This is a genomic window from Glutamicibacter sp. AOP5-A2-18, from assembly GCF_052446055.1.
Classification (GTDB): Bacteria; Actinomycetota; Actinomycetes; order Actinomycetales; family Micrococcaceae; genus Glutamicibacter.
The window spans coordinates 1,421,933-1,436,999 of the sequence record NZ_JBQSVW010000001.1 but is presented as its reverse complement, the minus strand read 5'-3'; the positions used below and the strand labels follow the sequence as shown (position 1 = coordinate 1,436,999).

At 50.1% G+C, this 15,067-nt stretch carries 7 protein-coding genes and 3 pseudogenes; 4 read left to right on the top strand and 6 right to left on the bottom strand.

Annotation, left to right across the window (positions count from 1 at the left end; all coding sequences use genetic code 11):
• Positions 1 to 452: 452 nt before the first annotated feature.
• From ACT3RW_RS06800 to ACT3RW_RS06785, 4 genes and pseudogenes are all read left to right on the top strand, one after another.
• Positions 453 to 1,923 (top strand): annotated as a pseudogene (locus ACT3RW_RS06800) (IS1380 family transposase).
• 445 nt (positions 1,924 to 2,368) lie between these two features.
• Positions 2,369 to 2,566 (top strand): hypothetical protein, encoded by a 198-nt coding sequence (locus ACT3RW_RS06795; RefSeq protein ID WP_444613245.1) that lies wholly within the window; start codon positions 2,369 to 2,371, stop codon positions 2,564 to 2,566.
• Between the two features lie 248 nt (positions 2,567 to 2,814).
• Positions 2,815 to 4,461 (top strand): hypothetical protein, encoded by a 1,647-nt coding sequence (locus ACT3RW_RS06790; RefSeq protein WP_444613244.1) that lies wholly within the window; start codon positions 2,815 to 2,817, stop codon positions 4,459 to 4,461.
• Positions 4,458 to 6,119, top strand: coding sequence for a stealth conserved region 3 domain-containing protein (locus tag ACT3RW_RS06785; RefSeq protein ID WP_444613243.1), 1,662 nt, complete (start codon positions 4,458 to 4,460; stop codon positions 6,117 to 6,119). Before ACT3RW_RS06790 ends, ACT3RW_RS06785 begins: the two co-directional genes overlap by 4 nt.
• 427 nt (positions 6,120 to 6,546) lie before the next feature.
• Here ACT3RW_RS06785 and ACT3RW_RS06780 read toward each other — a convergent pair.
• The 6 genes and pseudogenes from ACT3RW_RS06780 to ACT3RW_RS06755 form a co-directional block, all read right to left on the bottom strand.
• Positions 6,547 to 6,717, bottom strand: a pseudogene (locus tag ACT3RW_RS06780) (IS1634 family transposase); the annotation flags it as partial.
• Between the two features lie 34 nt (positions 6,718 to 6,751).
• Positions 6,752 to 8,029: an ISL3 family transposase gene (locus ACT3RW_RS06775; protein WP_444612499.1), complete on the bottom strand. Its 1,278-nt coding sequence runs from the start codon at positions 8,027 to 8,029 to the stop codon at positions 6,752 to 6,754.
• A 105-nt stretch (positions 8,030 to 8,134) separates the two neighbouring features.
• Positions 8,135 to 9,559 (bottom strand): annotated as a pseudogene (locus tag ACT3RW_RS06770) (IS1634 family transposase); the annotation flags it as partial.
• Between the two features lie 494 nt (positions 9,560 to 10,053).
• Positions 10,054 to 13,917 carry a CDP-glycerol glycerophosphotransferase family protein gene (locus ACT3RW_RS06765; RefSeq protein ID WP_444613242.1) on the bottom strand — a complete coding sequence of 1,288 codons (3,864 nt, stop codon included), beginning with the start codon at positions 13,915 to 13,917 and terminating at the stop codon, positions 10,054 to 10,056.
• Between the two features lie 55 nt (positions 13,918 to 13,972).
• Entirely contained in the window at positions 13,973 to 14,662 is a 690-nt protein-coding gene (locus ACT3RW_RS06760; RefSeq protein WP_444613241.1) for an XcbB/CpsF family capsular polysaccharide biosynthesis protein, read from the bottom strand.
• Positions 14,611 to 15,012, bottom strand: coding sequence for a hypothetical protein (locus ACT3RW_RS06755; protein ID WP_444613240.1), 402 nt, complete (start codon positions 15,010 to 15,012; stop codon positions 14,611 to 14,613). The genes ACT3RW_RS06760 and ACT3RW_RS06755 overlap by 52 nt, the downstream gene beginning before the upstream one ends.
• Between the last annotated feature and the right edge of the window lie 55 nt (positions 15,013 to 15,067).

The window sequence follows — 15,067 nt, the reverse complement described above, 5'->3', positions numbered from 1 at the left end:
GCAGGAAGCCACAGAATCAGCCATTTACAGCCTAAGAACGTCAGCACGGTTGAAGAGCAATGAGGAGCAGTTGACTGCGTTGAGCGTGCAGCTACCACCTGGGCGCCAGGGCCAGCCCGGTCTGGGTCCTGTAGCCCAGGGGAATCATTCTGTTGTAGTACTCACACCATGGTCGATTCCGTTCAGAAGCCACGTTTGCGTCGCGGGCAGACCACACTGCTCTACCTGCCTCGTCCAACAACATGACCAGACATCGACAAAATCGCCACGGAGATCGCCAGCTCAACATGACATTGGACATAGTGATCAAGAACCAAATGATCCATGATCAAACGACCAAGGAGTACGTCGAACGGCGAACAGCTGAAGGGCTGAGTTATCGGGTGATCAAACGTTTTCTGACGTGGTATCTCGCACGAAGTAATTTCCGGCAGTTTGAGAAGATTTTCACCTTGGCATCAGGCGTAAATGGACAAGACAACCGTTATAGTCACATCTTCCCACGTTCCAACTCAACTCACCGGCCAAGTACTTGGTCTCCCACGCAGGTCTATCGGCGCTAACCAAATTATTTAACGCCTTGTACTTCCCCATTCTCGGCGAAGACCGTTTCAGCCAGTGCGCACCAGACTCTGCAACCCACCGGCATGGCAAGATCCTCGGCATACTGGCCTTGAATCTGGCTGCTGGCCGCGAGCAAGCTTCTGATATCGACCAGCTACATGCTGCATCAGAGCGCTTCAAACCACTACCTTCCGATGCCCACGGTTAGCAGGTTCATGAGCCGGTTCAAGGACCAACCAGAAGCCTTTGAGTATAGGTTCGCCACCATGCCCCCACACCCCTCGCACCCAAAGCCTGAACGGCAACCGGGCCATGGATTCCCACCCCGCAATCGACGGCCTCGAACCCAATGGTCATCGACATCGATATCTCCGTGGTGCATGTGCATTCCGATAAAGAACACAGCTGGAACCTATTAAAGGCGGATACGGATTCTCACACACGATTGCCCTAGCCGAATACGGCGGTGTCAACAGCACCGGATAAGACCTCGCAGTGCAGTTGCATCCGGGCAATCTGGGCGCGTACTCTGCCAAGTCCCATATCGAAGAACACAACCAAGCATTGGCCCAGTTACCTGACGAATTCTATGATGAACACAGAAACCTCATGGCGGAGAAGGTGCTAGCCCGCACCGAAGCATGCGGTTCGTCGCGCGACTTCTTGAACTTTCTGGACTCGTTGGGGATCCGATTCCCAACCACCTATGCACTGCCGGTCATCATGGAACAATTCATTCGATGGATCGACGAAAAGAAGGATTGGGAACCACCGCTGAACGCTGACAGCAATCAACGGAATAACGTGTGGGTGATCGACACCAGCAACGTAATGCAGCTGAAGGACTGCCGGCTAGGAACACGGATCTATTTGCGGGCTGGTCGTAGCATTTTGGGGCCAAAGCGAACTTGTTCGATACCGACGGAAACCCGGCGACGGCGTTCTTGACCAACGGTCCGTGGTTCAATGTGACGTTCCTCAATGCGAGGCACCGCGGCCGAGGCCAGTTCGAAAACAGGATCGAAACACTGCAGAATGCGGCTTGGGCCAGTTGCCTTCTTGGACTTTCGCCGCGAACCAGACCTGGGCTAAATTGGCGATGTTCGCACTAGAGCTAGTGCCTTGGCTGCAGTCGGCGGTGTTGCCCGGCGGACAAGAGGCAAGCCGCTGATTTGTGTAACGGTGGAGGTACCGGATGCTCTCAATGGCAGAGAAAATCGTCTCCGACCGACGGCAGCGGAGGTTGCTGATCCCGGTGATAGCGTCGGAGTCGGGATTGGTCAGCTTGATGCAGAAGAGCATCGGTTAGCGTTTCATCGGTTGCGGTGCGGTGAGCTGACTGCCCGTGCTTGCGATTGAGTCTATGTTCCAATGGTTGCGCAAGGTTCCTTGATTCCAGGTTGATGGCGGCCGGCATCCTGCGCCGGTGGTTCTGGCGCACTTTGCAGCCGGCGAAATCGGAGACGGCCACCAGGAATCCTTTGAGAGTGCATTTAGGCGACATCCCTACGACCTCGTGAAAAACTTGGGCTAGAAGCGGTACACTACCAGGCCCAGTGGCAAACGGGCCGTGCTAGCTGACTCAGGACAACCAGACACCTTACGGCACTTCGCTTTCGTGGTCGTCCAGAATCGCCGTATTCCTGCGGCACACCTAACCGGTTATCGAAGCGAGTATCGCAGAAAACTTCGCGAAACTGTGTGGCGTGACGAAAGGTCGCTTTCCCGATTGCGGACACAGCGCGCACCATGGGGCACACGATGCGCAGCCTGCAAGTCTCAGACGAGATGATGCACCTTGGGCATGTCCCCTGGTTTCGATCTGTCTCTAGCCCCCGAACTGCTCACTCGCAATGCGCGCACCGAGGAGTGCCTCGGCCCATGGCTGGATTCCGAGGTCACACTGGAAGTCCTCGCGGCTACGCCCACCGTCAGCGCACAGTCATTCTTCATGATCAGCAATGGTTCAACCCGTGGCGTGTCGTCGATTGAAATCAATTGACATAGAAGACGAGAACACATTCACCGCCGAGGCTGACAACAAATCTCTTTGCCTGCCAAGGGACAAACTTCCGCCATGCACCATAAAGCCTTGGCAGGCACGCACCGTCCAATGAATTCAAATCGATTCGACCGGACTGCTCACTCACATGTAAAATCACCAAGAGAGTTTGACAAAAATACCATTCTTGGAAATCGCATCGAGAGCCATATGATCCGAGAAGTGTGCCACTTACGAAGGGATAATCAATGAGCGAACAAACATTTTTTGGGAAAAATTACAAGATAACGTATAAATTCCGCTCCGCGCGGCTTGACAAACGGAAATTAGTTGTCATCTTTTCTGGCGATTTTGCCGCCACTAATTATTATGACTTTTCAGGCAAGTCTAGCGACTTCGTTAAATCAAATATTCTCTGGATTCGAGACATGTTCAATGGGGAATTCACCTACTACATTAGAGATCGCTCAGGTTTTGGCCTTGGCGACGATATTCAAGATTTGATCTCTTATTATGTAACACGATTAGGGATCTCAAAGCGCGACGTCATTCTAATGGGATTCTCAAAAGGGGGAAGCGCCGCACTTTACCACGGAATAAAGTATGATTTCAAGAACATTGTATCAACAGTTCCTCGAATAAAGCTTGGTTCTGCGAACGTCGAACGCCCGAAGATTCTCAATGGATTGACTGCTGATCATTCCGAACAATCAATCCGTGAACTAGATCAGATAATTCCGAATTTGATTCTTGATGATCACAAGTTAGACAAGAACATCTATTTATACTCGTCTCCCCAAGACCCGTTATTCGAAGGAGAACTACGTGAACATCTGCCTAAATTTGAAAAATACACAAATTTCAATCTGACGATAACCGAAAGTGACTTAGTCAGACGGCATCGCGACGTAACACGCTACAACCTGCCCAACATCATAGCCGTCGTAAACCTCCTCGTCGACAACATAACCCCGAGATTCGGTACGGTTACGAACGGGAATCGCGACTATCGGCGCATAGATTCGAAGACTGAAGAATCGAAGTACCATATTTGCAAAACGAGCTCGGCCTCGTTAGAGCAAAATCATCTGTATATTGCGGGGCATTCGTTCATACGAGGGCTTGAACCAAACGACTCGAATCTGTCCAATACTCTAATCCTTAAAGATGACTGGGGTCAAGAATACCGCTACCCACTGTTTCATACCACCGATCTTTACCTATCGTACATTTATTATCAGGGGCGATATCTTAATTATGATCGCGGCGGTTTCTCTACTCGAAAGAGCCAGGGGATTGACCTCTCAACCCTACCGATAGGAGACTATTATCTATCGATTGAAGCCTTACACGATGATCAAATACAACGTTCCACATTAGATGATTCCTCCGTCCGAAAATCTTGGAGTGTAGCGAATGAATCAATTTATTGCTTGTATTCACTTGGTAAAGTCATGCGGATACGTAAATATGCTCTTAACGAACCAATTACCGCCACTCCTCTACATTTTAGCCTCAATCAGGCCGAAATCGACAAGCGAAAACTTGAAATCCAGGGAGAGCTTGTGTTCAGTGAAGCAGCTGAGGCAAGCAAAATCGGCTATCACCGCTTCAAGTTAATCGCAACAAACATTGAGACCAATGAAATCAGGTTATTTCCGCTTCGGCGGTCAACCGAAAACTTGGCGATCGGCAAGGGGCTAAGCCGAACTCTCCACCCGGGCGCTGGATTCAGCACCAGTCTAGAATTGAATAGTTCCATAGAGAATGAAGGTTTATTCCGTCTGTCCATTGGGTTGTTGTCGGGAAGTAATTATTTCGGGGTACCGACCGGCTTTATCCTGCACTACACCTCATCAGGGAAGGTTTCATTACAACGAGAGGTATTGAAGTGATTCGTTTTTTATCTCGCCTGGCCACGTTTGTGTTGCCAAACACAATGGCATATAGATTAAGGTATTTGGTTGATCGAATAGCCTTCAAGCGACAAGAAAGTGCAATAAGAGGATTACTGTCGAAACACAGCAGGTTTGATCCTAACTTATCAATTCTTCGTTCTGGCAGAAAGGCTGCCTTATTTAAACTAGAGGCCGAATTTTCCCTTAATAGCATTCGTCTTCGCAGTCTTTCGACTATTTCTGGAATTGCGCAAACTAATAACCTACTTCACTGGACTTTGCCATCCAAAACGAATGGGCCAGTGATTCTAAATCTGCTATCCGACGATCGAGAAAAGTTTGTGCGGATACTACAGTCTACGGAGGGACTATCTCATTGGTACGTGTCACCAGTAGACAATTCTGGTAAAATGTTAAAAGGAGTTAGTTTCCTTGCAGACTTCTCTGATAATTATCATTTTTCGGCTATTCGCGTTTTTGAACGAGTTGCGTGCTCCGAGGCGCTGAGTTTCAGGTCTGGCGCGTTGCAAGGTGTGGAAATTAGATTTTGGGATGAGGTTCCGGACAGCGAAACGTCGCCGAGTATGCTCTCCTGCCCTGTTTGGCATGAGGAAGTTGCTGAACTTCCGAACTGTAGAACAGACCCTGAGGATTTCTGGAGACAGGTGGGGAATTTATGTAATGAGCATGTTGGTAGTTTTCACGAAAAAATTGATATTGTCTACACATGGGTCGATGGCAGCGACAAAAATTGGCTGATGAAAAAGAACGCCTCGGCAATCTCAGCAAATAGACAAGATCTCGTCGCTGAATCACATGATGACGCACGTTTTCGCGATAATGATGAGTTGCGTTTCAGTCTTCGCTCAATCTATCAATACGCTCCGTGGGTAAACAAGATTTATGTCGTTACCGATTCTCAGACTCCTGCCTGGTTGCGAACTGACGGAAGACTTGAAGTCGTCGATCACAAGGATATTTGGCCAGACGATATTGGACTTCCCAGCTTTAATTCTCATGCTATTGAATCATGCATTCATCGGATTCCAGGGCTTAGCGAACATTTCCTATATTTTAATGATGATGTTTTGCTTACTCGTCCAGTTTGCCCTGATTTGTTCTTTTTTGCCAGCGGAGTTTCAAAGATCTTCTGGTCCAAGGCACAAGTGAATTCATTACCTCCGGACGCTCACGAAGGTGCGTCTACTACAGCTGCAAAGAACGCCAGAGCGGTGCTTGTCCGTAATGGGTATAAGAATTTTTCTCGAAAGTTCTTCCACACGCCAGGCGTCCTACGTCGAAGTGTTTGTGAATCCTTGGAACTAGAATTTAGTCAGGAGTATGCCGCAACCCGTGCCGCTCAATTTAGGTCGTCCAACGACTTAGCTACTGCAGGATCATTTTATTTTAATTTCGCTTTGTCCACAGGAATCGGTGTTCCTAGCAAGATCAAATATGATTACATCGATCCTTCAACTATCGATGGACGAATGCGCATGCTGCGTTTATTACGTCGCAGAAATTATGACTGTGTAGTGATTAACGACAGAGCATCTGCTTCCCCGGATATTCCTGAGAACGCCTCTGCCGATTTCATCAAGTCGCATCTGCGACGATTTCTTCCTATTCCTTGTCCCTGGGAAATTAGCAAGTGACGAGTTTCTGTTGCTTTTGACTTTCCAGGTCATGCGTTGAACAACTTAGGAGGCTTCGATCCAATGTGGTCTTCCGCCAACGGCCGGTGGCAGCGCGTCTACAAAGTCAGTGAACAGGCACCAACCCAATCATGGGTAATACCGGTTGCGTCTGATTTCTTAGCTTCCGCGACAATCTCGTAAGATTGTGCTTTCCACGATGCTTCAATAAAGTGATAGCGATGTTCCGCAAGATGGCCATCACCTGTCGCGCGTTACCCTTTCTCAATTGGGACTTATGTGCTGAATGCGGTTAGTGGGTACTACCAGTCCGGGTAGATGGTACTGGGATTCCGGCTTGTCCTGTCTCATCACTTTGTGGACACACGGACTCATGACTTCGTGCACAGCATGTCTCAATAGTTCGTCCTGTGTCGTGCCAAATGCCTTAGTAACCACCACGAAGCTTCGTAAGCACTTCTTCCAACCCTTCGGGGACCTGCGCTGCAAAGGTCAACACTTGGCCATTGATCAGTACTTTCGCTGAGCGGATAGCTTTCAGATCGGTGATCAGCCGTTTCAACGGCACACCAGATAATTCCTGCAAATGCCGGCCAATAGGGCTCTTAAAACTTAAGCGTGGTGCAGAGTGTTCAGCACGGGCGCAGCCCTGCCGTATATAACAGTATCCGAAGGCGGTAATGCGCATGGTTCCGATAACCCCGGCCAATGCGTTTCAAGTTCTTCGCCGTCAGATTCGCTGCCTCACTCCTGGCGTTCGTCAATCTGGTTCTAACGAACACCAGCAACTCCCTGCGCCATCCGGTCAACGTCCGGAACAGCGACTTCGCCTCAACCATTGTTGTTGCTCGCACGGACTTTTCCAGCACCGCCCACCGGGATTGGAACTCATGGATATTCGTAGCTTTCAATAGTTCCCGCACATGCTCCTTGATCGCATAGATCACTCCGAGTTCCGGGTCTGATTCCAAGATCAGCTTCAACCGTTCAACCTGCTTGATCGACAAGTTCTCCAGATTGCAAGTCAATAATTTCCGGTACTTGTAAGCCGGATCAGCAGCCCGGCCACGACGATCAAAGACTTCGTGGGAGCGACGTCGGCGGACCTGGGTGATCATCAGATTCGCCCGCTGAATCACGTGGAAATGATCCACGCTAACCTTTACCTTCGGCAGATTCTCCCGCACCGCCTTGCGGAACTCCGATGACATGTCGATCGCGACGTACTGCACCCGTTGGCGCCAATACCGTGGCCGATTCTTCAGCCACCGTTTCACCGCCGTGCCGCGGCGTCCGTCCACGATATCCAGAATCTTTCCGGTATCCAGATCAGTAAACACAATCGACCACGGCTCAATCCGCACTACTTTCCCGGTCCGGCCCCGTGCGTAGCGGACTTTGCGAAACCGGTGCTCATCAATGCCGAGCCGGCGGATGAACATGCGGTCCACGTCCCCGACCAGTTCACCGATCGTGGTTAGCCGGGCCATGACCGTAGGCCAAGACACCCCATGCGCGGCAGCGACCCGGGACACTGCCCTGAGTTCGGAACTCATCTCGTCCACGAACTGTTGGGAGAGTCGTGTGGTGATCCTGGCACGGAACGGGAGTTGCTCGGTGGTTTGAACGAATGAACGGCGTTCGCAGGCCGATTCCTGGCAGGCCATACGGCGTTTGCGCACCAATACCTGCAGGTCGGTGCCGCCGACTGGCACGTCCTTCACCCGATGTATTGGTCTGGCCTGGATTCGTTGGGTGAGCACTCCACAGGTGGGGCATGCTGCTTCGGTAGCTTTGGGCTCGATGAGGGCTTGTCGTCCGTCTGCTTCGTGGGTGGCGCTGATGACGCGGTAGTCGTTGAGGTTCAACAGAATCGACGCAGCATCGATTGGCCCGGTATCCTTGAACACGGCTCGTAGTTCCTTGCTGATGTATGTCTAGACAACACTCATCTTCGCAGAGGACTGCGGGCCTTACTTCTTTTTCGGGGTCACCACGCTAAAACTTGAAGAGCCGCCAATAGCCAACGCCGCGAACACCACCGTCAAATGCGCATCAATGGAATCCTTTTCACGATGGAAAATCGGTCGGGCCCGCAGATCCGATTTCGTCATCCTGAACGACGCCTCAACCTGCCATAAGTCGTGATAAGCACTGATCACCAGCGTGGCAGGCACAGAATCGACGAGCATATTAGTGACATAGCCCTTCAGCCCGGCCAGCATCCTGGCCCGCTCGATGACCTTCTCATCCAGCTCCTTCTCAGCCCCTGACACTTTCAAGAACCGCACTTTCTTCATCGGCGATTTCCCTTCGGCGACCGCCAAAGCCTTGCGCTCCATGAGGTTGATATTGCGGTTATCTCTAGCAAAACGCTTGGCCGACCACTGATAAACAATCCGACGTTCACGAGCGTTTTTCCCGGTGCCCATCACCCGCGTGGATTCCAGGACCTGCCCGTTGGTGAACCGATTGCCTTTCGTATCAAAATGCTCCTGCAGGTCATAGGGTGCCTTGGTCAGCCGGGAGCCGACAATGAACTTGAATCCGGCATCCTCGATCGCGTTCAGGTTGTTTGCTGAAAGCATGCCCGCGTCAGGGACTACGACCAAGTCGGTGATTCCGTGGCGTGCCTGGAATGCTTGAAGCACGGGAATGATGGTGGTCGTTTCGGCCTTGTTGCCTTCGAACATGTGCAGTTCCAGCGGGAATCCTGCCGGGTCCACGAGTAGCCCGACCTGGATTTGCGGGTCGACGCGGCGTTCTTTGCTCATCCCGACTTTGCGTAGCTTATCTTCGTCTTTCGCCTCGAAATGTAAGGTGGTCACGTCATACATCACTAAGGATGCCAGGCCTGCGGTTGCTGACCGGTAGGCGACCATGCCCTTGGCCAGCTGGTCGCGGTAGTCCTTCTCGATGCAGGCGCCCAGGCTGCGGAACAGCGTACGCAGGGACGGGTGGGGTGCATCGATCTGTTGGAGCACTCGAATGCTCTGGGCTTTCGAGGTGGGTTCGATCAGCCTCGCCAGCACCATGGCTTTGAATGCAGTGTCATCAAGGATGTTGAATCCCAGCCGGTCGTAAGCTGCTTCGAGGATCTCCCAGAGCTCAGTGGCTGGCGAAGCGATTACCTTCGCGTCGGCAGCAACCGGTGCGCTGCGTGGCCTGCCTGCGGAGCGTGTTTCTGCGGGTAGTTCTTGAGCGGTCCAGTTCGGAAGATCACCCATTGCGACGGGTTTTTGCTCGACACTAAAATCCAAGGTGTCCTGGCCAGGAAGCAGCCGTTCCTTGGCTGAAGCAAGCAGGACGGCAAGGTCTTCGTCGGTGTTGGCGGAGCCGAGATGCTCAATGCCGATCACGGTTCTGCCGTTTTTCTCCACGATTTGCACTGCTATCGCACCGGATGCGGTGCGAACTTTGCGAATGAATCGTGATCCCATGCTCTTCAGCGTACCGAAATACCTATTTTTAGTAACCACATCACGCTTTGGTGCCACCTAAAGCTGCAAGTCAACATTCATATCGGTTTTCCGATTTCAAAACATGGCACGAAACAGGCCGGAGTTCGGATATTTGGCACCGATGACCATAATTACGGATTTTCTAATGAGACCACAGCACATGTCCATGTTGTGGACGACTCGGTCAAAATTATTTTAGTTCTGGACGCCACGGCGTATCGGAACGAATTCCAGCTTCGAGAACAAGCAAAGTACGTACTCTTCAGCCAAATCTGAAACCTTGCAAAAAACAAACCACCAGCCACGTCGGATACCCGATTGGCTGGTGGAAGTTGCTCATGAACGGACGAGTTGTGCTGACCGCCCATATCCGACGGAGCACAATGAATCGATGCCAAGATACTGTGCTGCGGCCCTGACTCAAGAGTCGGGACCGCAGCGACATTTAACATCGATTGAATGTGCGATAAGTGCTAGTTATGCAGCACGTGACGGTCAAATGAGTTTCGGGCATCGCTATTGTAGACATTCACATCAAAATTCGAGATGAAGTCACCGGAAGTGCAGATTTCTCGCATTCCGTTTTGGAGCCCTTCAATCGAGTTTTCGACCAGCTTTCCCTCGCCGTTTTCTAGGATGCTCTTGGGCCCAACTACATCCGTAGAAACGACGAGAAGCCCTAGTACCAACGCTTCTAGAACGACTAACCCTTGTCCCTCATAGTTTGAAGAAAATACGAATGAAGAACATCTCTTCATGATTGAGTACGGGTTCGCTTGCAGCCCTGTGAAGTAGACTGAATCGCTTATGCCAAGCTTGGAAGAGACTTCACCTAATTGCTGAGCAAGTGGTCCCTCACCCACAATTACCAATCGTAGGTTCGCTTGTACCTCAGCGCGTACCTTTGCGAATGCGTGAAGGAGCTTCTCCTGATCCTTTTCTGGTGAAAGCCTCGCAACATTTACGAAAACATGGTCTGCCTCGTCAATCCACTGACTAAGGTCAGAATCGATTTCTTCAGTGGACAACCGCAAGATCCTCGACGGGTCAATCTGGTTGTTCACGTTGACGAAACGCTCAGCTGGAATGTTATATGAAGCGCTGAGTTCTGATGCGTTGATTTCACCGACGCTCTTGGACACGGATACCAAAGTGTCGTAAGAACCATACAGCTCAAACATACTCTTCAAATAATGGAATCGCGTCTCGTATTCACGAACCATGTCATTATGCAAATAGATGGTTCTGCCATTACGAGGCTTAGGGCTATTCGCGAATAACGCCGCCCAGAACCGAGCGTAACCTTCGAAGCAAATAACGGACGAAAACTCAGTCGCGCCAAAGAGTCTACGGAACTCCCTTGAAAAAGCATGGTTGTAGCGTTCCCACATACGTTCGCTGTCTAGCTCATGCTTGGAATTCATCCGATCGACGATCCACAGCTCTTCAAGGTTGGCAGTCAATCCACCAACTCGTCCAATTGTTTGGAACTCATCCCTCACGCCATTGAACACGTCTAGACGATTCTGATTGGTGTGAAGTGCCCCTGGCTCCAAGACAACTACTGGTCGATAGATATCATGGTCGATAGCCCTAACCAAAGCATCAAATGCTGTGCTAATTCCATTAGGCATGAACGAACCCTGGAAGAAGAGTATCGGCTTCCTATCATCGACATCGCTGACTAAAGCGGTCGTGTCATCTTCAAAGAAGAATGTCGCAGCTCTACGTGATGCATGTCCGTCCTCGTGGACTAGCAATGTACGACTAAGCGGTGTCTCTAGTGGAACTTCAAACTCAGGGTCTTCCTTGATACGGGTTACTGAAGACACGACGGATTGGATATCGTCACAACGAAGTCCCGGCAGGTCCTCGATCTCGAAGTAGATTCCGCGTTCTTCCTTGTACTCTTCAAGATCATACGTATAGTAAATAATCGGCTTGCGCAGGGGCATGAAGTCGAAAATAATACTCGAATAATCTGAGATCAGAATATCTACACCTTTTAGCAGGGTGTTGGTATCGATGTCTATGTCGAGCAGAAGGTCACTCAGCGGTCCCTTGGCCATTTCCGCTTCCACCATGGCATGGCCTCTGAAAATAACCTTGCAACCGGTGGCATTCAGCGATTTCACGTCCGAAACTATCTTGTCAACATCAATCACTTTGTTGCTGAGATCGCCTCGCCAGGTTGGAGCGTAGAGGACGACCGCTTCATCGTTCTCTGCCCCAATTAAGCGCCGCACTTCATCGCGAGCTGCTGGCGATACGGTGACAAGTTGATCAACTCGCGGGTACCCCGTCATCGCGATTTTCGCAGTCAGAACGCCCTGAACTTCATTGCGTTCTGTCAATACGTTTAAATAATGATCATTTGGCGCAATCAAGTGCGTTGCGTGCAGCAAATTGCGCGCAGCATTCTTGTGGTCCATCATTCCTGATCGGATGTCTCGGCCAAGGGTCTTCAGCGGAATTCCGTGCCAAGTATTGAGATACTTCTGTTGCTCCCGACGGGAGAAATACGTAGGGAACGTATTGTTGTTGATCAACCACCCTGCTGACGCAAGGTAGCGAAGGTAGGCATCGCTTTCCTTCCGTACAAAAATGATTCGAGAATCGCCTCTTAGCGATTCTGGAACTTTTCCAAGATCATTAATAACCCATACAAACTCATAGTTCTTGAACTTGCCATCTTCGATAATCTCTTCGAAAATAGCGAGTGGATTACAGCCAATGAAGGATCCACCGCCACTTTCAAAGAGAATCACCTGGTCATTGACTCTCAACGTATCGCAATACTCAACGTAAAACAGAGCGTTCCTTGCGTGAGCCGATTTGGTGTACTTTTTGGAGTCGACACCGTGCGGCTGCTTCAGGACACGGATTTCTCTGAAGGACCTAGCTGCTGCTTCGAAATTACCGCTACATGCGTATGCGTCCGCCAACGCTGCAAAGTAGTCTGCATTAAATGCGTTAGACCGTTTGCACGCATCCGCAAAAGCGACAATCGCCAGTTCGTATTTCTTGAAAGTCATATAGGTCTGGCCAGCATTGTAGGACGCTGAAGCGTTTTGCAGGCTAAGAACCGACTTCAACCTAGAATTCGGCCATTTGTCGTCATCCTCTAGTTTCTCAGCAACGACCAGAGATTCAGAGCTTTCGACTACTGCTTCTTCAGCTAGTTCTTCTTCCTCGGTTGACCATACGATTTTACGACCTGCGGATAGCGCAAATTTCTCGCACGCTGATTTGTATTCACCGGCTTCGAGCAGAGTACAAGCCTCTCGATACAGCCAATAAGAATTCTTCGACTTAAGGCTGCGGTTTGCCAGCTCATAAGCTTCGCCGGCTTCATTCCATCGGTTGAGTCGTTCTTGTGTCAGCGCCAAACGGTAGAACCACGTAGGGTTGCTCGGATTCAGCAACAGAGCGAGCTCGTATTCGCCTACTGCGCCTTCCCAATGATACGAACGCTCTAAGGCGTAACCGCGGCGGAAATGCACTTCAGCCTTGTCTGGGAACCTGCGCGCATACTTACCGAAGAAATCGGCAGCATTTCGATAATCCCCAATGGATTCAAAGAAGACGCCCGCGCCTAATTCTTTGGCTCGAAGCTTTGTGTCTAATGATATGGCTTGGTCGAACAACTTGGTGGCTTGGGCTTCCTTGCCAAGCTCCAACAGTGCTACGCCATGACGAAAACACGTAGCCGCACTAGCCTCGGTGGTTTTATTGATGGTGGAGAAATACTCGTGTATGTGATGCGGATTTTGAAGCGCGACATATGAATCTGCGAGTTGTTTCTTGAAAGTCTTATCGTTGGGAAAGTTTGTGCTGGCTTGTTGCAGCACTTCATTGATCATCTTCGCCTGACCCGTACGGCGGGTAACCCGAATAAGCGCCTCATGATGGTACCGCTTATCCGGCTCTTGGATAGCAGCCTTTCGGTATTCAGCGATTGCGTCTAAGCTCAGACCCAGCTTTTCCTTGCACTGACCCAGACGATAGTGAAGATCCGCCTTTACAAATCCCTGTGCTGCGGAATCCTCGAAGGCTCCAATTGCAGCGTCCCAGTCTTCGAGTCGCTGACAGACCGTGCCATATCTAAATAGCCGATGGCCATTTTGCGGATCCGCAATTACCGAACGATTAAGTGCTGCCGCAGCTCGTTGAAAATCTTCCTGCTGCAAAAGTAGATGACCCAGGCGATAGGCGATTTCGCCTGTGGGATCACTCTTTTCGAATTTCAGAGCATCGTCGTAATGACCAATCGCCGAGTCAATACGGCCAGATTTCTCGGCTAATCGACCTTTTCCGTAGCTAGTTCGCCAATTCAATGTTTCACCTTAATTTGTGTCCGTGTCTGTCTGTCATGCACGCAATCAAGTGCGTCTAGAAGTAGGTTTTGCCCGGTTCAGTACGCAAGCCAAGTAGATAGCAGTTTATTAATCCCGTGACAGTACGCAACGTCTCTCGACTGACTCCAGGATGAGAATCGATCTTGGGGTTATCGGATACGAATATCCGGGCAGACTCTTCGGGAATATTTTCCGTAAAACCAATGACGGATTTGAACAGGGGCGACCGAGGCGAACAAACAACGCCTATAGACTCAAAACTGGCTCTTTCCCGCTCTTGATACAAAGAGACCAATTCTCTAAATGCATCCTCCTTCTTGTGAGGAAAAAGCCGCCCGGCGGTCCAATGGCTGTCGTTGTAGGTTTGCTCGTAAAACGAATCGTCTACTACGGGGTCCACTGAGACGCACGATAGCCCGGCCATCATGGCGTGATATAGAGATCCAGTACCACCTTTGGACGCGCCATATAGGACTACTCGCTTGCGTTCAATTCCGTATCGATCGATGATTGAATTTATAAGATTAGACACCTTTGTTGCAGCTGACGGATCAAAGCTGGTCGGCAAATAGAAACCGCCAACCACTCCTCCGATGTCAGCAATTCGCAAAACCAAGGTGTCGTCAGGAACAAATTTGTGAACGGATTTAAAGTTCGGTTCAAAATATCTATTCAAAGATGACTTGTTGAGATCGTCAGCCATTGAGGAAAAAATAACAAGCAATGATTTGCAACGTGTGGGATCAATATTGCTTGAAGTTGTGTATAAAAGTCCTGAATCTGCAACTTCAGTTCCCCTTGACGAACTCGATGCCACAAGTCAGCAACTTTGTCCTGTGCGACAAGCCATGACGAGTTTTCATCCGCTTTGTAGAGATGAAATCCTTGCGCTGCCAATTCATACAGTGTGGATTTCGCGTCGCCGTTATGCGCAGCAATTTGGATCAAGTTCTTTTTCGAATGTGCATGCTTACCATGCTCAATCTCAACAAAGTGTTTCCCGTTCAGACCACTTAATGAAATTGCTTCCTTCACTTTTTCAATGTCATCCAGGGAAAATCTTACTCGCGTCATTATATACCTCAGATATGTTACAAAGCTTTTAAACCAGAATCGGATCGTTTACTTG